Here is a 20183-nt window from a genome sequence, read left to right on the forward strand (position 1 = left end):
CGGAAGAACGTAGTATGAGCGACGGGGACGAGGAACCCGAGGAGTCGGCCGACGCGCCGGCCCCGGACGTGGACGTAGAAACGCTTCAGGAGCGTCTCGACGACGCCGCCGACGCCCTCGAGAGCGCCGAGACGGAGGCCGACCTCGACGACGTCGAAGCCATCCTCGACGGCGTCGAGTCGGACCTCGAAGCGGCGGACCTCCCGGAACCCGACGAGGACGACGAGGAGGACCCCGCCGACGAAATCGAGTCCCGGCTGTCCGACCTCCGCGACGACCTCGAAGCCCAGCGTGGGCCGTACGCCGAGGACGTCGTCGCGGCAATCGAGGACGCCCAGTCCACGCTGGAGTCGACGCGCTGGACCGAGCAGGGCGAAGACGAACTGCAGGCGGCGGTCAGCGAGTACCTCGACGCCGCCGCCGACCCGCTCGGCGAAGCGTTCGCCGGCGGCGACGTCGCCGACCCGGAGGCGCTCGCGGAGGAACTCGACGCGGTCGCAGAGGCCGTCGACGCCGCGGGCCTCGACCCCGACGAGGACGCCGAGACCATCGAAGCGCTCACCGAGGCGACCGACGCGCTCACCGCGGGCGTCGAGGACGCCCAGGAGTGGGACGACCTCTCGGTCCGGCAGAAGCTCCGCGCGGAGGGCTACTACGAGGTCATCAACCAGAAGCACAAGGACTTCCCTCCGGAGTGGACGGCGCTCAAGCAGTGGGAGAAGCGCGAGAACGTCGAGATGATTCTGCTGTGCCTCGAACACATGGGCGACTCCGAGTTCATGGAGCGCCACTGCTTGGAGGCGCTCAAGCGCGTCGCCAGCGAGGAAGCCCTCGAGGAGGTCGGGCAGCGCGCCGCGCGCCGCGACACGCTCGCCGTCGAAATCGTCGGCCGCATCGGCAGCGAGGACGGCATCGAGCACGTCGTCGACTTCGTGGACGCCGAGGGCAACCCCGAGCTCCGCACGACCGCGCTGAAGTCTCTGGGCGAAATCGGCAGCGAGGAGTCCACGCAGGACGTCGCCGACCAGCTGGTCGCGGACAACGACAGCGTGCGCAGCCGCGCGGCGCGCTCGCTTGGCCTCATCGGTGACACGCGCGCCATCGACCCGCTGACGGACGTCCTCGCCGACGACGACAGCGACACGGTGCGGGCGTCCGCGGCGTGGGCGCTCGTCCAGATCGGCACCGAGCGCGCGCTCGAAGCCGCCGCCGAGTACGCCGACGACCGCGCGTACATCGTCGAACAGGAGGCGCAGAAGGCCGCCGATGCGCTCGACGCCGACGCCGCCGAAGCCGCCGCGTAGCTCCCTCGTTCTCGCCGAACTTTAAGGCCGAAGCCGGGACCAACCGCTCCCGTGCTCGCGCGCCTCGCGGTCGCCGCACTGCTCGCGTCGGCGACCATCACGGCCGTCGCGCCCAACCCTGCCAGCGACGGCGACGCCGGTGAGTTCGTCGCCGTCACGTTCGACGAGCCGACGAACACGACCGGCTGGACGCTCGCCGACTCCAACGACGCCGCCAACCTCCCGAACCGCACGCTCTCCGGGGCGGTCGCGCTCTCGACGCAGCCAGCGGCCGCCCGCAACCGCACCGACCTCCCGGTCGTCGGGCTGAACGGCTCGCTGGCGCTCGCGAACGGCGGCGAGACGGTCGAACTCCGCGCCGGGAACGCGACCGTGGACGAACTCGCGTACGCGAACGCGCCGACTGCCGAGCGGTGGAACGGGAGCGAGTGGACGCCGCTGGGCGCGTCCTCGTTCGCGCCGTTCGCCGCCGCGAACGTCTCCGTGTCCGCGTTCGCGCTCCCGGACGCCGCCGGCCCGCCGATACAGACGCTCGAATCCGCCGACCAGCGGCTCTTCCTCGCCGGCTACACGTTCACGTCCGCACGCGCCACTCGCGCGCTCGCCGCGGCCGCCGAGCGGGGCGTGGACGTGCGCGTGCTCGTGGAGGGCGGCGTTGCGGGCGGCGCGCCCAGCCCGGAGGACCAGCGCCTCGACGCGCTCCGTGCCGCGGGCGTCGAGGTCCGCGTCCTCGACGGCGAGCGCGCCCGGTACAGTTTCCACCACGCCAAGTACGCCGTCGCCGACGACCGCGCGGTCGTCCTCTCGGAGAACTGGAAGCCCTCGGGCAGCGGCGGCCACGGCAACCGCGGCTGGGGCGTCACGGTCGCTGACTCGACAGTTGCCGACCACCTCGCGGGCGTGTTCCGCGCGGACACGAACTGGGCGGACGCCAAATCGTGGGAGACCGTTCGAGAGAACTTCACCGTCGTGGACGGCGAGCCCGCCACGGAGTCCTACCCCACGCGGTTCCCGCAGGTGGACGCCGAGGCCGACGGCGTCCGCGTGCTGGTCGCGCCCGACAACGCGCGCTCGGGAGTCCGCGACCTCGTCGCGTCCGCCGAGGAGTCGCTGGTCGTCGAGCAGGCGAGCCTCGACCGGAACGGCGCGTTCACGAACTGGACCATCGACGCCGCGCGGCGGGGCGTCCGGGTGCGCGTGCTACTCTCCGGGAAGTGGTACGTTCGCGCGGACAACCGCAACACGACGGAGCGCCTGAACCGCGTCGCCGCCGAGGAGAGCCTGAATCTGGACGCGAAGCTCGTGGAGCCGCGGTCGCGCTTCGAGAAAGTCCACGTCAAGGGCGCCGTCGTGGACGGCGAGCGCGCGCTCGTGGGGAGCCTGAACTGGAACGAGCACGCCGCCACCGAGAACCGCGAAGTCGTGGTCGTCGTTGAGGACGACGCGGTCGCGGACTACTTCCAGCGGGCGTTCCGCGCGGACTGGCGCGGCGGCGCGTGGCGGCTTCCGGTCGCGCTCGCCGCGGTCGTCGCCGTCGCCGCGGTCGCCGCCGCGGCCTGCGCTCGGCGCATCGAGTTCGGCGGCGACAGCGACGTCGGCCGCGACGGCTTCTGGCAGGAGAGCAGAGAGTGACTACCGCTTCGGCGCGGTGTGGAGTTCCTCGTCGAGTTCGGCTTCCGCCATCTTCTCGATGAGCGCGTCCAGCACTTCCTCGCGCATCCCGGGGACGAAGCGGATGGAGCCGACGACGAGGTGGCCGCCGCCGGAGACGCCTGCGCCCGGCAGCTCCTCGTTGAGCTCCTCGACCATCGTCGGGATGTCGAGGCGCACGCCGTCCGACCGGAGGACCGCGAAGTCCGGGCCGTAGCCGATGGTGATGACGGGTTCGCCGGTCTCCTCGACCTTGCGGTCGTGGATTTCGCCCGTGGTCTTTCCCGGCGCGGGGTACGTGAACCGGTGGGCGTGGTTCTCGACGTCGATGCGGTAGAGGTTCGCGCCGTTGGCGACGCGCTCGTGTTCGACGTGCGGGGTCGCCGCGTCCAGTTGCTCGGCGACGTCCTCGGCGGCGCGGTTCGCGAGGAACGGCACGAGCTCGCGGTGGCGCTCCTCGTCGCCGTTCACGTTGAGGATGTCGTTGATGAGCTGCGTGCCGGGGTCGTAGCGCAGCATGTACGCCTCGTAGTCCAGCGCCTCGCTGATGTTCTGGAGGAACTCGTCGTCGTAGCCGGCCTCGCGGGCGAGTTCGAGGTAGTCGGTCATCTCGTCGGCCTTCGAACGGTCCGACAGGCCAGCGACGGCGGGGACGTGTTCGAGCTCCTCGGTGAGCCCGGGGTAGATCATGCGCGCGAGCTCGACGCAGAGCATCCCGGTCGTGATGCGGTAGTCCTCGCCGTGCAGGTAGGGGTTGACGTGCTCCTCGACGAGCGGGTCCACGGCGTCGGGGTCGGGGTGGTGGTGGTCGACGACGACGATGGGGATGTCGTAGTTGTTCAGGGCCTTGTACGCGGGCGTGTCCTCCTCGGTGCTGCCGTTGTCCAGCATGAGGAGCAGGGGGAGCTTCTGTCCGTGGCGCGCGCGGTCCCCCAGCGCGAAGTTGAGGTCGCGGGTGGCGTCCTCCATCTCGTAGTAGGGGGCCTTGCTGGGGAGGCGCTTGAGGAGGTGGCGGGCGGCGTCGGCGTCCTGGTGGGCGTCCTCGATGAACTGCGTGAGCGCGTACTGGACGGGGACGCTGGCGGCCATGCCGTCGCCGTCGGCGTGGTGGCGCATCCGAATCGGGCGCCCTTCCAGTACCGCGCGGCGGAGCGTGCGCGCGACCGACCGAAGCTCCGGCAGCATCCCCTCCAGCGCCGGCCAGTCGACGAGCGGGTCAACGTCGATGGGTTCGGCGCGCTCGGCGAGCGCGGCGTCCAGCCGGCCCGCGACGTCGGCGGCGGTCTCGCCGTCGAGCACGTCGATTTCCGTGACTTCGATTTGGTAGGTGCCCTCGCGCTCCTCGACGTCGCCTTTCACGTGGACGAGGTCGCCGACTTCCACGACCGGGTGCGCGCGGACGCCGGCGGCCTCGAAGGCCGTACACGGGACGGCGCTGGTCTCGTCGCGCACGCGGAAGATGGTCGGGCCGCCGGTCTGCTTGATCTGGACGACCTCGCCCTCGACGTGGACGGTCTCGCCGACGTGGTCGCCGACGGTCTCGGCGTCGATGCGGTCGTAGCTGTGCTCGCGCTCGACGGTCTCGTAGTCGTCGAGGGCAGCGAGTTCGAAGCTCAGGTCGCCGTTCTCCCGGACTTCCGTGAGCTTCACGACGACGTCGTCGTCGACGGCGAGGTCCTGCTCGCCGTCGAACGTGGACTCGTGGACGAGCCCGGAGACGTGCTCGGAGAGGTCGACGAAGACGCCGTAGTCGACGACGCCGTTGACGGTCGCGTGGTAGTACTCGCCGGATTCGACCTCCTGCGTGGTACACGAGGAGTGGAGGTCGACGACGACCGGGCGGTCGGGCCCGTCGCCGGAGGAAGCGTCAGTCATCTTGTGCCTAGATTCGGCGCCGCCGTTTTTAACGCTTTTCAAGGGCGTCTCGCGGGCGAACGCGCAAAACCGGCTGGCGAGCTCCGGCGGTGTTCCGGAAGCCTCAACAGTCACCGCCGCGGAGTATCGGGTATGCTGTTCGGTGGGCGTCCCGACGTCGTCGGCATCGCGCGGGAAGCCCTGGAGTTCGCGATGGAGGCCGCCGAGGACAGCCATCCGAACGAGTACCTCGGCCTGCTCCGCGGCACGCCCGCCAAGGAGTTCGACGCCGGCCCCGACGACGGCTACGTCGTCACGGACGTGTTGATGGTGCCGGGCACGGAAACCAACCCCGTGAGCGCGACGTTCAACTCCAGTCAAGTCCCCAACGACATGCGCAACGTCGGGAGCGTCCACTCCCACCCCAACGGCGTGCTCGCGCCCTCCGACGCCGACCGCGCGACGTTCGGCAAGGGCGACGTCCACATCATCCTCGGCGCGCCCTACGACCCGAACTCGTGGCGCGCGTTCGACAACGAGGGCGAACCCCGGAGCCTCGACGTCTACGACGTCGCGCTCCCCGAACCCGAATCGTTTTTCGACTTCACGCAGGAAGACATCGACGAGGAACTGTGAGACGAGTCGTCGCGCAGGGGACCTTCGATTTGATTCACCCCGGCCACATTCACTACCTGGAGGACGCCGCCGCGATGGGCGACGAACTGCACGTCATCGTCGCGCGCCGCGAGAACGTCACCCACAAGGAACCGCCCGTGCTCCCGAACCGCCAGCGCCGCGACGTCGTCGCCGCCCTCGACGCCGTCGACAAAGCCCGCGTCGGCCACGAGTCCGACATCTTCGCGCCCATCGAGGACATCGACCCCGACGTCATCGCGCTGGGCTTCGACCAGCACCACGACGACGACGCCATCGAAGCCGAACTCGCCGAGCGCGGCGTCGACTGCTCGGTGGAGCGCGCGTCGGCCCGCGAAAAGCGCTACGACGGCGAACTCCTCTCGACGGGCACCATCATCGACCGGATTCTCGAGCAGCGCGGCTAGTCGGGCGGCTCACTCGATGCCGATGCGGCCGACTGCTCGCGGCAGGCACCCCTCCTCGGGCTCGATGTACGAGTAGTGGTCCGCCACCAGGTCCGTGACGTCGACGTCCTCGTAGCCGGCGGGCGCGTTTGCCGACCCTGCGAGTCCGCCGTGACCGACTGCGCGCGTCCCGTCCGAGAGGCGGTAGACCCAGCCGAGGACGCGGTCGTTCCGACTGTGGAAGTTGTAGACGGGCGCATCGACCGCCGCGATGGCGGAGCCGTATCGCCCGTCGGTCCCGACGCTGTCGTTCGGAATCGCCCCGCCGAACAGCGACACCGAGGCGAGGGCATCCGTCTGCCCGCGGTCGGCGAGCCTGCGGAGGGCCGCCCCCGTCACACGGGCGCCGAGCGAGTGCGCGAACAGGTGGAGCGGTCGCCCGTCGTCGTCCGCCCACGCCGCCACCCAGTCGGCGAGCGGGGCGGCGTTGGCGTCCGCGTTCTGCTTCGCCGGCCCCCAGTCCACGTTCGACGTCCACGAGTAGCCGACGACCGGCGGGCCGTCAGCTTCCGCAGTCGCTCCCGCCGCCGCGAGCCCCAGCCGAGCGGTGTAGGCTTGGTCGCGGGCCGACTCGGCGTCCGCGTTGAGCCCGTGGACGTATAGGACCACTTCGTCGGCCTCGTCGAAGTCCCACGAGCCAACTCGCTCTGTCGGGTCCGCGGCGTCGAGTCGCCCCCGGGTCGTCACCATCGGCTGCGTCGCCGGCGCCTCGTACCCGCCGAAGTCGCCGCTCAGCGACTGCGCGACGTAGAACCCGCCGCCCCCGAGGAGGCCGACACCGCCGGCGGCGGCGAGGAGGAGCCGCCGCCGAGTGATGTACCCGTTCGAGTCGTCCTCGTCGTCGTCAGCGCGGTTCGCGTCCGGTGCCTCGGGGGAGGAGGTCGGTCCGTCGGGGTCGTCCATTCGTGTGTTCCCTACGTGGTGTCGGCCTATCGGTTCGTCTAATCAGGCATCATCTGCTGGCTTACTGACAGCCGCGTCCCGGACCCAGCAGGGCGGAGCCGGTCTACAGCCCGAGTTCGCGGCCGATGACGAGGTGCTGAATCTCGCTGGTGCCCTCGCCGATTTCCATGAGCTTTGCGTCGCGGAAGAACCGCTGGGGCGCGAAGTCCGTGGTGTAGCCGTAGCCGCCGAGCGTCTGGACGGCGTCCTCGGCGACCTCGCGGGCGGCCTCGCTGGCGTCGAGCTTCGCGAGCGCGGACTCCCGCGTGACGGACTCGCCGTCGTCGTAGCGCGTCGCGGCCTTGTGCGTGAGGAGGCGCGCGCGCTCGGTCTTGCGGTGCATGGAGACGAGCTTGTTCCGGATGGCGTCGAACTCCGAGATGGGCTGGCCGAACTGCTCGCGCTCGACGGCGTACTCCTTGGCGGCCTCGTAGGCGCCCTGCGCGAGGCCCGTGGAGAGCGCGGCGATGGAGATGCGGCCGCCGTCGAGGGTCTTCTTCGTCTGCTCCCAGCCGTCGCCCTCCTCGCCGAGCAGGCGCTCGGCGGGGATGCGGCAGTCGTCGAAGGTGATTTCGCAGGTGGGGGAGGCGTTCAGCCCCATCTTCTCCCACTCGGTGGTGACCTCGAAGCCGTCGTCCGCCTCGGGGTCGACGATGAACGTGGAGATGCCGCCGTAGCCAGCCTCGGGGTCCGTGACCGCCTTCACGAGCACACTGCCCGCGACGGAGGCGTTCGTGATGAACTGCTTCGTGCCGTTGAGCACGTACTCGTCGCCGTCCTTCTCGGCGGTCGTGTCCATGTCGCTGGCGTCGCTCCCACTATCGGGCTCGGTGAGCGCCCACGACCCGAGGTACTCGCCCTCCGCGAGCGGGCGAAGCCACTTCTCTTTTTGCTCCTCGGTGCCGAACAGCTCGATTGGCTTCGACGCCAGCGAGACGTGCGCGGCGTACGACAGCCCGATGGAGCCCGAGACCCCGCCGAGCTCCTCCGCGACGAGCGCGTACATCAGCTGGTCGCCGCCGAGCCCGCCGTACTCCTCGCTAACGGGCACGCCCATCATGTCGAGGTCCGCGAGCTCCGCGAACACCTCCTCGGGGAACCGGTGTTCCTCCTCGATGTCCCACGCGATGGGCTCGATTTCCGCCTCCGCGAACTCCCTGACGGTGTCCCGAATCATCCGGTGTTCGTCGGGAAGGTCGAAGTCCATACTGCAAGCTTTGCCACCGCCAGCATAAACACACCGGAACGACCGTGAACGATTCCCGCGCTCGTTCGGTATGGCGGGGCTCTGCGGCCGGTCGTGTTGTTCACTGCGCGCTGTCGTCTACGCGGCTCACGGCTCGCTTCGCTCGCCGTTCGCTCTAACGTGGGCTCGCTTCGCTCGCCCACGTCCCCGCCGGAATTTTATTCGCGCGCCCCCTCTCGTCGGTGTGAGCATCCGCCAGTTCGTCCGCGGCACCGTCCCGTGGGACTCCTTGGAGGCCGTCGCCCGCGAGGTCGCCGACCGCTACGACCAGGAGGAAGTCCGGGTGACGTTCCTGGAGACGGACAACTGGCTGTCGACGCCCTGCGTCGTCAACGACCGCTGGTTCGTGAAGGTAATCTCCGGGCAGAACGCGCTCGTCCACGCGCTGTTCACGGGCGCGCGGAACCTCGGCGCGTTCTCCAGCGGCCGCGAGGGGTTCTTCGAGCCGTTCGACGGTCCCGTCGAGATGGCCGAACACGAGCTCGAAGCCACGCGGAAACTCCGCGACATCGGCGTGAACGCTCCCGAGCCCGTCGAGGCCTTCGAGGTCGAGGGGCTCGGCGTGCTCGTCTTGGAGTACCTCCCCGACTTCCGGCCGCTGGACGAACTCCCCGCCGAGGCCGTCGAACGCCACGCCCCGGAGCTGTTCGGCGCGCTCGCGACGATGCACGAGAACGGCGTCGCGCACGGCGACCTGCGCGGCGAGAACGTCCTCGTCTACGAGGACGACCTCTACTTCATCGACGCGACGAACGTCGCGGGCGACGGCCTGGAGGGCGCTCGCGCGTACGACCTCGCGTGCGCGCTGGCCGCGCTCGAACCGCTCGTCGGCGCTCGCACCGTCGTCGAGGTGGCGCTTTCCGCCTACGACACCGGCGACGGCTCGCGGACGCGCGCAGACAACGCCGCGGCGCTGCTGGACGCCCAGGACTTCCTGAGCTTCGTCCAGATTCGGCCCGACCACGCCTTCGACGCGGCGTCGCTGGCGGGCGAAATCGAGAAGGCCGCCAGCGGCCGGGGCGACGCGACGCGGTGACCGGCCGGCCGCACAAGGTGTACCTTTTTCACCACGCCGGTCGCAGTTTTTGCCGATGGCGTACCAGCATTACATCGACGGCGAGTGGGTCGACGGCCACGGGACCGAGACCTTCGAGAGCGAGAACCCCGCGACCGGCGAGACCCTCGGCGAGTTCCACCGCGGCACCGAGGCCGACGTCCGCGAGGCCACCGCGGCCGCAGACGAGGCCTTCGAGGAGTGGCGCGAGCTCTCCCACATCGACCGCGCGGAGTACCTCTGGGACATCTACCACGAGCTCAAGGAGCGCCACGAGGAGCTCGGCGAGGTCGTCACCAAGGAGTGCGGCAAGGAAATCAGCGAGGGGAAAGCCGACGTCACCGAGGCGTGGCACATGGTCGAGTGGGCGGCTGGCGACGCCCGCCACCCGAAGGGCGACGTGGTTCCCTCCGAGATTCCGAGCAAGGACGCCTACATGCGCCGCAAGCCCCGGGGCGTCGTGGGCTGCATCACGCCGTGGAACTTCCCGGTCGCGATTCCGTTCTGGCACATGGCCGTCTCGCTCGTGGAGGGCAACACCGTCGTCTGGAAGCCCGCCGAGCAGACGCCGTGGTGCGGCCAGATCATCGCGGAAATGTTCGAGGAGTCCGGCATCCCGGACGGCGTCTTCAACATGGTACAGGGCTACGGCGACGCGGGCGCCGCCGTCGTCGACGACGACCGCGTGGACACCGTGCTGTTCACGGGCTCGGCGGAGGTCGGCCACGAAATCGCCAGCGAGGTCGCCAGCGACCCCGGGAAGCTCGCGGCCTGCGAGATGGGCGGGAAGAACGGCATCGTCATCACGGAGGAGGCGGACCTCGACGTCGCGGTCCACTCCGCGGTGATGTCCTCGTTCAAGACGACCGGCCAGCGCTGCGTCTCCAGCGAACGGCTCGTCGTCCACGAGGACGTCTACGACGAGTTCAAACAGCGCTTCGTCGAGGTCGCCGAGAAGGTCGCGGTCGGCGACCCGCTCGACGAGGACACGTTCATGGGGCCGGCCATCGAGGCCGAGCACGTCGAGAAGATTCGGGAGTACAACGACCTCGCCCGCGAGGAAGCGACGAACGTGCTCGTCGACCGCACCGAACTCGGCGACGAGGAGATTCCCGACGGCCACGAGGACGGCCACTGGGTCGGCCCGTTCGTCTACGAGGTCGACTACGACCCCGACCTCCGCTCCATCAAGGAGGAGGTGTTCGGACCGCACGTCGCGCTCATCGAGTACTCCGGCGACATCGAGCGCGCGGTCGAAATCCACAACGACACGCCGTACGGGCTCGCCGGCGCGGTCATCAGCGAGGACTACCGCCAAATCAACTACTACCGCGACCACGCCGAAGTCGGGCTGGCGTACGGCAACCTCCCCTGCATCGGCGCGGAGGTCCAGCTCCCGTTCGGCGGCGTGAAGAAGTCCGGCAACGGCTACCCGAGCGCCCGCGAGGTCATCGAGGCCGTCACCGAGCGCACCGCGTGGACGCTCAACAACTCCAAGGACATCGAGATGGCCCAAGGTCTCTCCGCGGACATCAAGACCGAGGACGACTGAGCGGCTTCTCGCCGCTTCTGTTTCTGTAACGCTGACAGCCGCTGCTCGTGAGTACGTGAGAGAGGAAGGCGGAAGGGTGGCGGTTGACTTCCCGCGGACTGCGGCCGTGGGCCGGGACACGGCCGCGTCGGCGGACGCGGAGCGGACGTGGACGCGAGGTTCTTGCCGGTTCGACGAGAAAAGCGTCGACTACCGGCAACTGGTGGTACGCCGCGACGCCACTTAAATTCACGTATCGCGGGTCCGCGGGTCAGTGCCGGCGGTCGTCCAGCGCGGGGAACTCCTCGCGGACCGTCGCGACGCGCTCGGGGTCGAGGTCGGCGTAGACGATGCTCGGCTGGTCGCCGGTGCTCGCGACGGCGTTCCCCCACGGGTCGTACACCGTCGAGCGGCCGACCAGCTCCGCGTCCTCGAAGTCGCCGCTGCCGTTGACGGCGGCGACGTACGCGAGGTTCTCGACGGCGCGCGCCTGCGGCAGGAGCGTCCAGTGTTCGACGCGCGGGTACGGCCACGCCGACGGCACGAGCAGGAGATCGACGCCGCGCTCGACCAGTTCGCGGTACAGCTCCGGGAACCGGAGGTCGTAGCAGGTCGTGACCGCGGCCGTGAACTCGCCGAGTTCGGCGGTCGGCACGCGCTCGCCGGGCGTCAGCAGTTGGGATTCTGCGGACTCGTAGCCGAACAGGTGGTGTTTCCGGTACGCGAGCAGCCGCTGGCCGTCCTCGTCGAAGAGCACGCTCGTGTTCGCCAGCCCCTCCTCGTCGGGGCCGCCCTCGGTCTCCGCGAGGTCCTCGACGACGCTACCTGCCAGCAGCGCGACGCCCTCCTCGGCAGCGGCGTCGCGGACCGCCGACAGCGACGGCCCCTCCAGCGGCTCGGCGGCGCGCTGGTAGGCGTCGAACGCGAAGAAGCCGACGTTGAACAGCTCCGGCAGGCAGACGAGGTCCGCGCCCTCGTCGGCCGCCTCGCGGATGGCCGCCACCGCGCGCTCGACGTTCGCGTCCACGGCGGCGCCCTCGACGTCGATTTGGGCGAGCGCGACGCGCATCTCAGGCGTCCGCCTCCAGCGCGGCCTGCAGGCCGCCGAGTTCGTCGTCGAGGTTCCGCTTGAAGAACCCCTCGACGCCCGGTACCTTGCCGTCGACGACGAACCGGTTGGTCACCCGCGAGCCGCCGTTCGCGGACTCGACCTCGTGCTCGCCGGTGACGTCGAAGATGCGGGAGTTCCCCACGAACTTCACGTACCGCGGCGGCTCCACGTCGACGTCCCGCGTCTCGACGGGTATCGTGCTCCGAACGACGGGAATCGGGAGGCGGACGTGCCACGTCGTCGTGTCGCCCTCGTGCTCGTAGCTGTCCACGACGCTGATGGCGCCCGCGCGCTTCTCGGGGTCGGCGATGAACGCCCACACGTCTTCGGGCGACACCGACACCTCGAACGTGCGCTCGACCCGAACTGTCATACGCGGGGTTTTCCGCCCGCGAGCAAAAAGCCGCCGGTTACGCCGGTTCGACGCGCCACGTCGTCGACTTCGAGCGACTCCACTTCTCGATGTCGACGTCCTCGGTCTTCTCCGCGAGTTCGGGGAGCCGCACACCGACCTGCTTCGAGGAGAGGCCGAGGTGGTTCGCGATGTTCTTCGAGCGGAAGTACCGCTCGCCCTTCTCGACGCTCTCGCGGAGGAACTCCAGAATCCGGCGTTCCTCGTCGGTGTATTCGTCGGTCATTACGACGGAACTACGCACTTTGTCCGTTTATCCCTTGTGTTACCCCCAGACGTGGAGGGCGGCGACGCACAGCGCCGACAGGGTGACGGCGCCGGCGAAGCCGAGTGCGGTCTGGAACTGTCCGGGCGCGACGAACGTGTACGCGGCCGCGGCGACGGCGAGCAGGCCGAACGCGAGGCCGACGCCGACGCCCATGTCCGTTTCCTGCGTGGACCCAGTCGTCATGGCTGGGCGTTGCGTGTGGTATCCCTTAACTGGTTCTACTCGGTGCGACCGCGGAGGCCGACAGGCTTTCACCGTGGAAGCACACCGAATCGAGCATGGACGTCCGCGCGCTGCTGTTCGGGAGCACGATACGGGTCGCCGTCACGCTCGTCGCGGGGCTCGGGCTGGTCGTCGGCGGCGCGTTCGTCGGCGGTCTCCTCGGCGTGCCGAGCGTCGAGCAGATTGACAACCAGTTCGGCGAGGTCAACGACACGCACACCGAGGTCCAGACGGACCTCGTGATTCACAATCCGAACCCGGTCGGCGTCCGGCTCGGGGGGACGAGCGTGAACTACACGGTCGCGATGAACGACATCCGGATGGCCAGCGGGGACAAGCGCGGCGTCGGCGTCGGCACCGGGAACTCGACGGTGAACCTGACGACGTTCCTCCACAACGAGCGCATCTCCGCGTGGTGGGCGAGCCACGTCCGCGGCGGCGAGCACACGAACCTCACCGTCTCCGCGACCGTCCAGCCCGGGTTCGTCGGGCAGTCGGCGACGTTCCAGCCGGCCGCCGAGACCATCGAGACGGACCTCCTCGGGCAGTTCAACTCCACGGAGGACCGCCCGGTGAACGCCGACATGCCGCTCGTCGAAGACCCCGTGCTGGTCGTCCAGCGCACGAACGCCTCGTGGGGGACGGTCACGGACGCCGAGACGCCCATCGACCTCGAGTTCGAGGTCTACAACCCGAAGGCGTCGCCCGTGGTCGTCTCGAACGTCGGCTACGACATCTCGATGAACGACGTGCCGGTCGGGTCCGGCGAACTCGAGGAGACCGAGTCTATCCCGGGGAAGAGCGCCCGCTTGGTGGAGACCCCGACGGTCATCGACAACGAGAACCTCGACGAGTGGTGGGTGACCCACGTCGAGAACGACCAGACGACGGAGCTCCGCATCGAGTTCTACGCCGAACTCGAACTGCCGGGTTCGACGGAGACGGTTCGCGTGCCGCTGGACGAACTGACGTACACGCAGACCATCGAGACCGACATGTTCGGGAACGAGGACGGCTCGGGCGGCGGTGACGGGAGCGGCAACGAGACGGCCGCTGACGGCACGACCACCGCGACCACGACCAGCGACGGTTCGACGACCACCACTGACAGCACGACCACCGACAGCACGACGACTGACGGGACGACTGCGGACGACGGCACCACGAGCGACGACGGGACGACCACCGACGACGGGTTGCTCGCGCGCGGCTCGCTGGCGGCCTGAAGCGCGGTCGCGGTCCGGGGATAGATTTTTACGCGCCGCGTCGCTTCCAGCGAACATGAACCGGAGTACCCAGGCTCCTGGTCGCGTTCTCCGAGGGTGAACAGTCAATCGCCGTCGAGCCCGACGGCACCGAGATTCGCGTCACCGTCGACGGCGACACCATCGAGCTCTCCCGCGAGCACGCCGCCGAACTGCGGGACGCCGTCGGCGACGCGCTGACGAGCCGCGAGGAGTTCTTCCGCACCGCCGCCGTGCACCGCGAGGACGGCAGCTACGTCGTCGAACGCCGCGGCGCCGACTCCACGGGCAACTCCGCCGTCTTCGACAGCTTCGAGGAGGTCCGCCGGCTGTTCGAGCGGCTCCCCGAGACGTTCGGCGCGCAGAACCTCGCGGCGGCCGGCTTCACGGGGTCCCGGCGGCACATGCTCGTGCGGCACTTCGCCGAGCACCCGGCGTTCCCGTGCACGCTGGCCTCGCGGAACCCCCTGCGGGGTGAGAAGACGGACTAGCTGATGGTGGTGTGACTGGACTGCTCGTTGAGCGCGAGGTTCGCCGCGATTTCGGCGTTCCGCATCGCGTACTCGGCGGTGTGCTGGAGGCTCACCAGCACCTCCCGGACTTCGAGGATGTCCTCGTTGTCCATCTCCGGGAGGTCGTCGAGGATGTCGCCCTCGCGGTCGCCCAGTTCCGCGAACAGATCGCGGACCTCGACGGTCGCGTCGTAGTCCCGCGTGACGACGGCTTCGACGGCGGCGGCCGTGATTTCGTCCACTTGGTCGGTGAACTCCCGGATGCGCCGCATCGTGGACTGCTCGACGGCGAGCGTGTTGTCCTCGCTTTCGAGGACGATTTCAGCGATGTCCTCGGCGTTGTCCGCGGTGAGTTCGAGGTTCTTCGCGACCGACCGGTAGCCGATGAGCGGGAAGCCGTCGTCGAGGCCGACGGCGCGCGCGAGGTTCGGGTTCTGGTAGGCGGTGAAGATGAGCCGCAACAGGAGGACGAAGATCTTGTTCGCCTGCCGCTCGCGGTTGAGCGCGCGCTGGGCCATGTCGGGGCTGCCGTGCGCGAGCGCCTTCACGGCCTCCTCGCGCATCGTCGAGCCCGTGCTCTCCAGGCGCTCCAAGAGGTTGTCGAGGTCGAAGTCCTCGGGGTCGACCGAGCACCGGATGGTGATGCGTTCGGGCGTCTCCTCGACGACGCCGAGGCCCATCAGCTGGGTCTCGGCCTTGTAGACGGCGTTGATGTGCTCGGAGTCGAGGGCGTCCTCGCTCTCGACGTGGATGATGCGGCGCCCGAGGACGTACTGGCCGACGATGGCGCGCTCGACGGCGTCGGCGTCGAAGTTCTCGGCGTGAATCGTCGCCTCGGTCTCCTCGCCGTGCGCGGACTCGGGCGTCACCGTCAGCGACCCCTTCCCGCTCTCGCGGACCGTGACCTCGTCGCCCTTCTCGACGTCCTGCTTGCGCGCCCACTCCGCCGGGAGCGTCATCGCCAGCGTAGACGGGCCCAGCCGTTGGACTTTCCGGGTTTCCATACGCCCGGAACGCGCTGGAATGACCTTAATCTTGTCCCTCTAACCTTATACTTGCCTTAAGGTACAAGCAGACGGGCAAAACGGCCCCCAGAATTCCGAGAGCCTTTTGCCCGTCCCGCCCCTGGGAGTAGTCATGGGTTTTGGTAGCTACGACGAGTCCGAGCAGGAGAACCAGAACACGGACATCGACGAGGACGGCGCGGTCAACGTCCACGAGAACGACCACGACGGCAGCGTCAACTTCGACACCGACGCCGACAGCGACGAACTCATCGACCAGCTCCAGTCGATGAAAGACGACTAACGGCTCTCTCTCCGTCTGTTCTGCTCTCCGGCGCCGCTACACCACTTTCATCATTCGCTCCTCGAAGCGACCAGTTCTGACCTTCGTCCAGCCGCGCAGCGACTCGTCGACGGCCTCGTCGCCGGTGTCCACGCGCAGCACGCCGGTCTCGTCGAGCTTCCGCGGTGAGGCGACGACCTGCACCTCGCTGCGCTCGATGACCGCCGGCGAAATCTGGTGGTTGCCCCGGCCGAAGACGAATCCTTGCCCGCCGATGGGGGAGACGAAAATCACGTTCTCGTCGCCGAGCGCGGACAGAATCTCGTCCTCGCTGCCGTCCCGCACGACGAGTTCGCCGTCCCGGTAGACGTCCACGCCCAGCGGCGACCCGTCCACCCCCAGCGCGTCCGCGACGTCGCCGAGCGTCCCGCCGGGGCCGAGCACGTACGTCACGCCCGACTGGACTTCCTCCGCGACCGCTTCGGCGAGCGCGTCCGTGCTCCCCGCGTGGACCTGCTTGGCGGACTGGAGGTCCTCCGCGACCGGCACCTCGACGACGCCCCGGAGTCGCGTGCGCACCTCGCCGCCGCGGTACGCCTCCTCGTCGATGTCGTTGACCTCGCGGGCTTCGGTGTCCTCGAACGTCGCGGCGACCCGGCCCGCCGCCTCCGGGCGCACCGCGAACACCGACGAGTACACTTTCACGCCCGCGGGCACCCCGAGGACGGGAGTCTCCGCGTCCTCAGAACGCGAAGCGTTCTGATGGGCTGCGGAAGACGACTTCGTCGTCTTCCGAACGTCCACCTCGTCGAGTGCGGTCGCGACGTCGGTCGCGGTGCCGTCCCCGCCGACGAACAGAATCAGGTCGACGCCGCGGTCCACGAACGCGCGCACCGCGTCCGTCGTGTCCGCGGCCGTCGTCTCCTCGCTCTCGGGCTCGCCGACGACCTCGGGGTCGAAGCCCGCCGCGCGCGCCTCCTCGGCGCCCATCTCGCCGCCGTACGTCAGAACCTCGGTGTCGGGCGCGCGCTCGCGGAGCGCTTCGAGGGCGTCACGAGCGCGCTCCGGCGCGCGCGGCTCCGCGCCGCGCTCGCGGGCCGCCTCGACGTTCCCGTCCGTCCCCTTCAGACCGACGCGACCCCCCATCCCGGCGATGGGGTTCACGACGACGCCGACAGTTCGCATACTCCAACTAGGGTGTTCCCGCCGAAAAGCCGACCGGTCGGTCCCGCCAAAAGTCTCATTGTGGCCCGGCGTCGTGCCTACGACGATGCCGACTCCTGACACCGACATCGTCGCCGCCCTCCACGACGCTGTCGGAGACGCACTCCGCGTCGCCGGGTTCCACGACGGCACCGAGTGGCACGTCGAGTACATGCGCGAGGACGTCCGCGAGGCGTACGGCGACGCGTCCATCGACGACATCGCCGACGACCTCGTCCTCGACGTGCTCTCCTCGCCCCGCCAGGAGTCGCTGTACGACCTCGGCAGCCTCCAGGCGACCTCCCGGCTCTTCGAGGACGGCCTCGTCGTTCACGTCCCCACCGACGAGCGCTCGGGGTACCTCGTCTCTCTGGACACCGGCAGCGACGCCACCGGTCGGGACGTCGTCGACGTCGTGCGGGACGCGACCGAGTGAACCAACAATTAAGACCGGGCGGCCGGAACTACCGTCTATGAACTACCTGCTGGCTGCAACCGAGGGTTCCGCGCTCCCGATCAACGCCGTCGGCTGGACCGTCACGATAGTCGGCCTCCTGCTCGCGGTCGCGTGGACCGCGTACCTCTACCGCTAGACGCGTTCGCGCAGCCACGCCGCGGCGTCGCGGACCGTCTGCTCGTCCTCGTGTTGAATCTTCACGCGCACGCCGTCGCCCGGGTAGCTGCCGACGGTGACGCCGAACTCCGCCTGTAGCTCCGCCAGCGGCGCCACCAGCGCGCTCTCGGGGGCGTCCACGTAGACGAACTCGACGTGGTTGGTCGTCCCCGTGAACTCGCCGGCGACGGACTCGAACATCGCCTTCATCTCGTCGGGGACGCCCGGGAGCACGTACGCGTTCTCGACGACCGCGCCCGGCGCCACCCCGACCTCGTTCTCCAAGAGCCGCGCGCCCTCGGGGAGGTGGGCGGTGCCGTCCGTGAGCTCCGCGAACTGGTAGCGGTCGTGGTTCTGGAAGTACGAGACCGCCTCCGGGTGTTCGGCCATCTCGCGGTCGAACGCCGCCGCGACGCCGTCCATCGTCACGTCGTCGTGGGTCGGGCCGAGGCCGCCCGTGACGACGACCGCGTCGTAGCGGTCCGACAGCGCCCCGACTTCGCCGGCGATGGCGTCCCGGTCGTCGGGCACCACGAGGACGCGCCGCACGGTCGCGCCCCGCTCGGTGAGCCGCGTGCCCAGCCACGACGCGTTCGTGTTCTCCGTGTCCCCGGCGAGGAGTTCGTCGCCGACTGTGACCACCGCAACCTGCATGCCCGCCCGTAGACGGCGGACGGTGAAAAGTAACGTCCCCGCGGCTATCGCTCGTAGTCGAGGCCGGCTTCCTCGCGCTCGCGCTCCAGCCGCCGGATGCGCAGCCGGTAGTAGACGACGCCGCCGACCGCCACCAGCGACAGCGCGCCGAGGAGGCCCCCGAAGATGTAGAGGTCCCGCACGAGGTAGTAGTCGACGCTGACGGTGGCGCTGGACAGCGACGACCACCGCAGGTGGACGCGGTTGTCCTCAACGGACTGCTCGTAGCCGCCCGGCGAGACGTCACCGAAGACGGGGAACGACACCCGCATTCCCGGCGGCAACACGACCTCGTGGCTCCCCTCGAAGTCGAGGGGCGCGTTCACCGACCGCGTGCCCGCCGACCCCGTGTACGCGAACGTCCCGTTGGCCGCCGGCAGGTCGATCACCGTGCGCTGGTCGCGCGTGGACACGTCTATCGCGTCCGCGCCGACGACGGTGCCGTTCTCGTAGCGGAACTGCACCGCCGAAATCGAGACGGGGTTCCGGGCGGCGAACCCGCTCGTGGACGCCAGCCGCACGCGCTCGCTGCCGTTCACGTCCGCGACGGTCTTGTACTCGCCGCCGGTGACGTTTAGCGTGACGTCGGCGTCGTGGCTCCAGTCGTAGGTCGCGTTCTCGGCGAGCTGCTCGTCGCTGGGCGCGGGCGTGCCGCCGAGACCGGTGCCGGCGCAGCCCGCGAGCGCGACGAGCGCGAGCACGCCCAGCGCCACCTTGAGCCTGCTCATGGAACGACTGCCAGCAGCTCCGAGGGGAGGTACTCCCCGACGGCCGCGAGCAGGCCGGGCGGGTCCGTGCCCTCGCGGCAGACGACGCTCTGTTCGAGCAGGCCGAGGCGTTCGACCGTGACGATGTCCTGGGCGTGGCCGGCGCGGTTGACCGTCGCGCGCACCTCGCCGCGGGTCGCGCTGTTGACGTTCAGCCGGCCGGTGCCGCGCGTCCAGTCGTAGAGGCGGTCCTGCTCGACGTCCGCGAGCTCGGGCGTCTCGCCGTACGTGAACCGCAGCGGCACGTGCTGGACGAGCCCGAAGCGCTCGCGAATCTGAGCCGGCGACCCCGGCCCGAGCCCGAGTTCGTCGGCGGGCACGAGCACGTCCTCGCCCGCGTCGACGACGAACCCGTCGTCGTCCCACGATTCGAGCGTGCCGACGTACGTCTCGCCGTCCTCGAAGCCCTCGGTGATTTCGCCCCACGTCTCCGCGAGGACGTTCCGCGCGGCAACCTCGTCGGGACCCTCCAGCGTCACCGTCGGGAAGTCGTCGTGGCGCACGCCGATGTCGTACTCCACGTCGAGGTCGCCGACGTCGTTGTCCACCTGCGACCGGAGGCTGTCCAGCGCCCGCTCGCGGGCGTCGCCCTCCACGTAGAGCTTGGTTGCGAGGACGACCATCAGGCCCTCACGCCGAGTTCACTGCGGAGGTTCTCGATGCGCTCGTCCATCGCCTCCACGAGGTCGGTGTTCTCCATCGCTTCCACGGGCGACCCGCACTCGGGGCACTCGAAGCCGAGGTCCATCGCCTCCCCGAACTCGAAGCGAATCGAACACACCTCACAGAGGTAGAACTCGTTGTTCAGCTCGTACTCGCGGCGCTCGACGAGCGCCTCCAGCAGCCGGTCCATCTCCTCGCGGAGGTTCTCCGGGACGTTGTCGTACTCGAACGTCCAGAGGTAGGTGAGCCACCCCGAGTCCTCGTCGCGGACGCGGCGGTACGTCGCGAGGTCGTTCTCGTAGAGGATGAACAGCGCCCGGCGCACGTCGTTCAGTTCGAGCCCGAGCCGCTCGGCGAGCTCCTCGTCGGTCACCTCGCCGTCCGGCGGGGACACCGCCACCGGCATCCCCTTCGGCCCGACCAACTCGTGGAGGTACTTCTGAACCACGGGGTCGTCGAGTAGCTCCTCAAAAGCCATTACGTCAAAACGGGGTCCGCGCCGGCATT

The 20183-nt window shown here is 69.4% G+C and carries 24 protein-coding genes; 10 read left to right on the top strand and 14 right to left on the bottom strand.

Annotated features, from left to right (window positions below; translation table 11 throughout):
* Positions 1-14 precede the first annotated feature (14 nt).
* Entirely contained in the window at positions 15-1304 is a 1290-nt protein-coding gene (locus HHUB_RS04070; RefSeq protein WP_059056321.1) for a HEAT repeat domain-containing protein, read from the top strand.
* A gap of 51 nt (positions 1305-1355) precedes the next feature.
* Entirely contained in the window at positions 1356-2936 is a 1581-nt protein-coding gene (locus HHUB_RS04075) for a phospholipase D-like domain-containing protein (protein ID WP_059056322.1), read from the top strand.
* Here HHUB_RS04075 and HHUB_RS04080 read toward each other — a convergent pair whose 3' ends face one another.
* Positions 2937-4829, bottom strand: coding sequence for a DHH family phosphoesterase (locus tag HHUB_RS04080; RefSeq protein WP_059056323.1), 1893 nt, complete (start codon positions 4827-4829; stop codon positions 2937-2939). It abuts the gene before it with no gap.
* 132 nt (positions 4830-4961) lie between these two features.
* On the opposite strand from HHUB_RS04080, the gene HHUB_RS04085 reads away from it, so the two are divergent.
* Positions 4962-5444 carry a Mov34/MPN/PAD-1 family protein gene (locus HHUB_RS04085; RefSeq protein ID WP_059056324.1) on the top strand — a complete coding sequence of 161 codons (483 nt, stop codon included), beginning with the start codon at positions 4962-4964 and terminating at the stop codon, positions 5442-5444.
* Positions 5441-5869 (top strand): adenylyltransferase/cytidyltransferase family protein, encoded by a 429-nt coding sequence (locus tag HHUB_RS04090; RefSeq protein WP_059056325.1) that lies wholly within the window; start codon positions 5441-5443, stop codon positions 5867-5869. Before HHUB_RS04085 ends, HHUB_RS04090 begins: the two co-directional genes overlap by 4 nt.
* Positions 5870-5878: 9 nt before the next feature.
* On the opposite strand, the gene HHUB_RS04095 is transcribed toward HHUB_RS04090, so the two are convergent.
* Complete coding sequence (locus tag HHUB_RS04095) at positions 5879-6598, bottom strand: DUF726 domain-containing protein (protein ID WP_059058188.1); 720 nt, start codon at positions 6596-6598, stop codon at positions 5879-5881.
* Between the two features lie 316 nt (positions 6599-6914).
* Positions 6915-8057, bottom strand: a complete 1143-nt coding sequence (locus HHUB_RS04100) for an acyl-CoA dehydrogenase family protein (RefSeq protein WP_059056326.1) — start codon at positions 8055-8057, stop codon at positions 6915-6917.
* A 223-nt stretch (positions 8058-8280) separates the two neighbouring features.
* Between HHUB_RS04100 and HHUB_RS04105 the strand changes: the two genes are divergently transcribed.
* Both HHUB_RS04105 and HHUB_RS04110 read left to right on the top strand, forming a co-directional pair.
* Positions 8281-9132, top strand: coding sequence for an RIO1 family regulatory kinase/ATPase domain-containing protein (locus HHUB_RS04105; RefSeq protein ID WP_059056327.1), 852 nt, complete (start codon positions 8281-8283; stop codon positions 9130-9132).
* A 55-nt stretch (positions 9133-9187) separates the two neighbouring features.
* Positions 9188-10702: an aldehyde dehydrogenase family protein gene (locus HHUB_RS04110; protein WP_059056328.1), complete on the top strand. Its 1515-nt coding sequence runs from the start codon at positions 9188-9190 to the stop codon at positions 10700-10702.
* A gap of 250 nt (positions 10703-10952) precedes the next feature.
* Here the strand turns inward: HHUB_RS04110 and HHUB_RS04115 are convergent, their stop codons facing one another.
* Genes HHUB_RS04115 through HHUB_RS04130 form a run of 4 tightly spaced genes read right to left on the bottom strand, consistent with a single transcriptional unit; the run spans position 10953 to position 12655 of the window.
* Entirely contained in the window at positions 10953-11750 is a 798-nt protein-coding gene (locus HHUB_RS04115) for a carbon-nitrogen family hydrolase (protein ID WP_059056329.1), read from the bottom strand.
* A 1-nt stretch (position 11751) separates the two neighbouring features.
* Positions 11752-12165: a CoxG family protein gene (locus HHUB_RS04120; RefSeq protein ID WP_059056330.1), complete on the bottom strand. Its 414-nt coding sequence runs from the start codon at positions 12163-12165 to the stop codon at positions 11752-11754.
* A gap of 37 nt (positions 12166-12202) precedes the next feature.
* Entirely contained in the window at positions 12203-12430 is a 228-nt protein-coding gene (locus HHUB_RS04125) for a DUF7123 family protein (protein WP_059056331.1), read from the bottom strand.
* A 39-nt stretch (positions 12431-12469) separates the two neighbouring features.
* Positions 12470-12655, bottom strand: coding sequence for a DUF7525 family protein (locus HHUB_RS04130; protein WP_058982012.1), 186 nt, complete (start codon positions 12653-12655; stop codon positions 12470-12472).
* A gap of 95 nt (positions 12656-12750) precedes the next feature.
* Between HHUB_RS04130 and HHUB_RS04135 the strand changes: the two genes are divergently transcribed.
* Positions 12751-13920, top strand: a complete 1170-nt coding sequence (locus tag HHUB_RS04135) for an LEA type 2 family protein (RefSeq protein ID WP_059056332.1) — start codon at positions 12751-12753, stop codon at positions 13918-13920.
* Positions 13921-14024: 104 nt separating this feature from the next.
* On the opposite strand, the gene HHUB_RS17315 is transcribed toward HHUB_RS04135, so the two are convergent.
* The gene (locus HHUB_RS17315; RefSeq protein WP_238324004.1) at positions 14025-14177 is read right to left on the bottom strand and encodes a hypothetical protein; all 153 of its coding nucleotides are present in this window, start codon (positions 14175-14177) and stop codon (positions 14025-14027) included.
* Here HHUB_RS17315 and HHUB_RS04140 point away from each other — a divergent pair.
* A complete protein-coding gene (locus HHUB_RS04140; protein WP_353635370.1) occupies positions 14112-14429 on the top strand; it encodes a DUF7528 family protein in 318 nt (105 codons plus the stop codon). The genes HHUB_RS17315 and HHUB_RS04140 overlap by 66 nt on opposite strands.
* Here the strand turns inward: HHUB_RS04140 and HHUB_RS04145 are convergent.
* Positions 14426-15454: a phosphate signaling complex PhoU family protein gene (locus HHUB_RS04145; protein WP_059056334.1), complete on the bottom strand. Its 1029-nt coding sequence runs from the start codon at positions 15452-15454 to the stop codon at positions 14426-14428. The two genes, HHUB_RS04140 and HHUB_RS04145, sit on opposite strands and share 4 nt — an antisense overlap.
* Before the next feature lie 133 nt (positions 15455-15587).
* Here HHUB_RS04145 and HHUB_RS04150 point away from each other — a divergent pair, with 133 nt between their 5' ends.
* Positions 15588-15758, top strand: coding sequence for a DUF5786 family protein (locus tag HHUB_RS04150; protein ID WP_058982021.1), 171 nt, complete (start codon positions 15588-15590; stop codon positions 15756-15758).
* 36 nt (positions 15759-15794) lie between these two features.
* On the opposite strand, the gene HHUB_RS04155 is transcribed toward HHUB_RS04150, so the two are convergent.
* Positions 15795-16922, bottom strand: a complete 1128-nt coding sequence (locus HHUB_RS04155; protein WP_059056335.1) for an ATP-NAD kinase family protein — start codon at positions 16920-16922, stop codon at positions 15795-15797.
* 85 nt (positions 16923-17007) lie between these two features.
* Here HHUB_RS04155 and HHUB_RS04160 point away from each other — a divergent pair, with 85 nt between their 5' ends.
* A complete protein-coding gene (locus tag HHUB_RS04160) occupies positions 17008-17376 on the top strand; it encodes a DUF7522 family protein (RefSeq protein WP_059056336.1) in 369 nt (122 codons plus the stop codon).
* A 153-nt stretch (positions 17377-17529) separates the two neighbouring features.
* On the opposite strand, the gene HHUB_RS04165 is transcribed toward HHUB_RS04160, so the two are convergent.
* From HHUB_RS04165 to tfe, 4 genes are read right to left on the bottom strand one after another with little or no spacing between them, the layout of a single operon-like run.
* The gene (locus HHUB_RS04165; RefSeq protein WP_059056337.1) at positions 17530-18207 is read right to left on the bottom strand and encodes a competence/damage-inducible protein A; all 678 of its coding nucleotides are present in this window, start codon (positions 18205-18207) and stop codon (positions 17530-17532) included.
* A gap of 44 nt (positions 18208-18251) precedes the next feature.
* On the bottom strand, positions 18252-18974 hold the full coding sequence (locus tag HHUB_RS04170) for a DUF5803 family protein (RefSeq protein WP_059056338.1): 723 nt from the start codon (positions 18972-18974) through the stop codon (positions 18252-18254).
* A complete protein-coding gene (locus tag HHUB_RS04175) occupies positions 18971-19636 on the bottom strand; it encodes a DUF2110 family protein (protein WP_059056339.1) in 666 nt (221 codons plus the stop codon). Before HHUB_RS04175 ends, HHUB_RS04170 begins: the two co-directional genes overlap by 4 nt.
* Positions 19636-20154: a transcription factor E gene (gene tfe / locus HHUB_RS04180; protein WP_059056340.1), complete on the bottom strand. Its 519-nt coding sequence runs from the start codon at positions 20152-20154 to the stop codon at positions 19636-19638. Before tfe ends, HHUB_RS04175 begins: the two co-directional genes overlap by 1 nt.
* Positions 20155-20183 lie beyond the last annotated feature (29 nt).

Source organism: Halobacterium hubeiense, from assembly GCF_001488575.1.
Taxonomy (GTDB): Archaea; Halobacteriota; Halobacteria; order Halobacteriales; family Halobacteriaceae; genus Halobacterium; species Halobacterium hubeiense.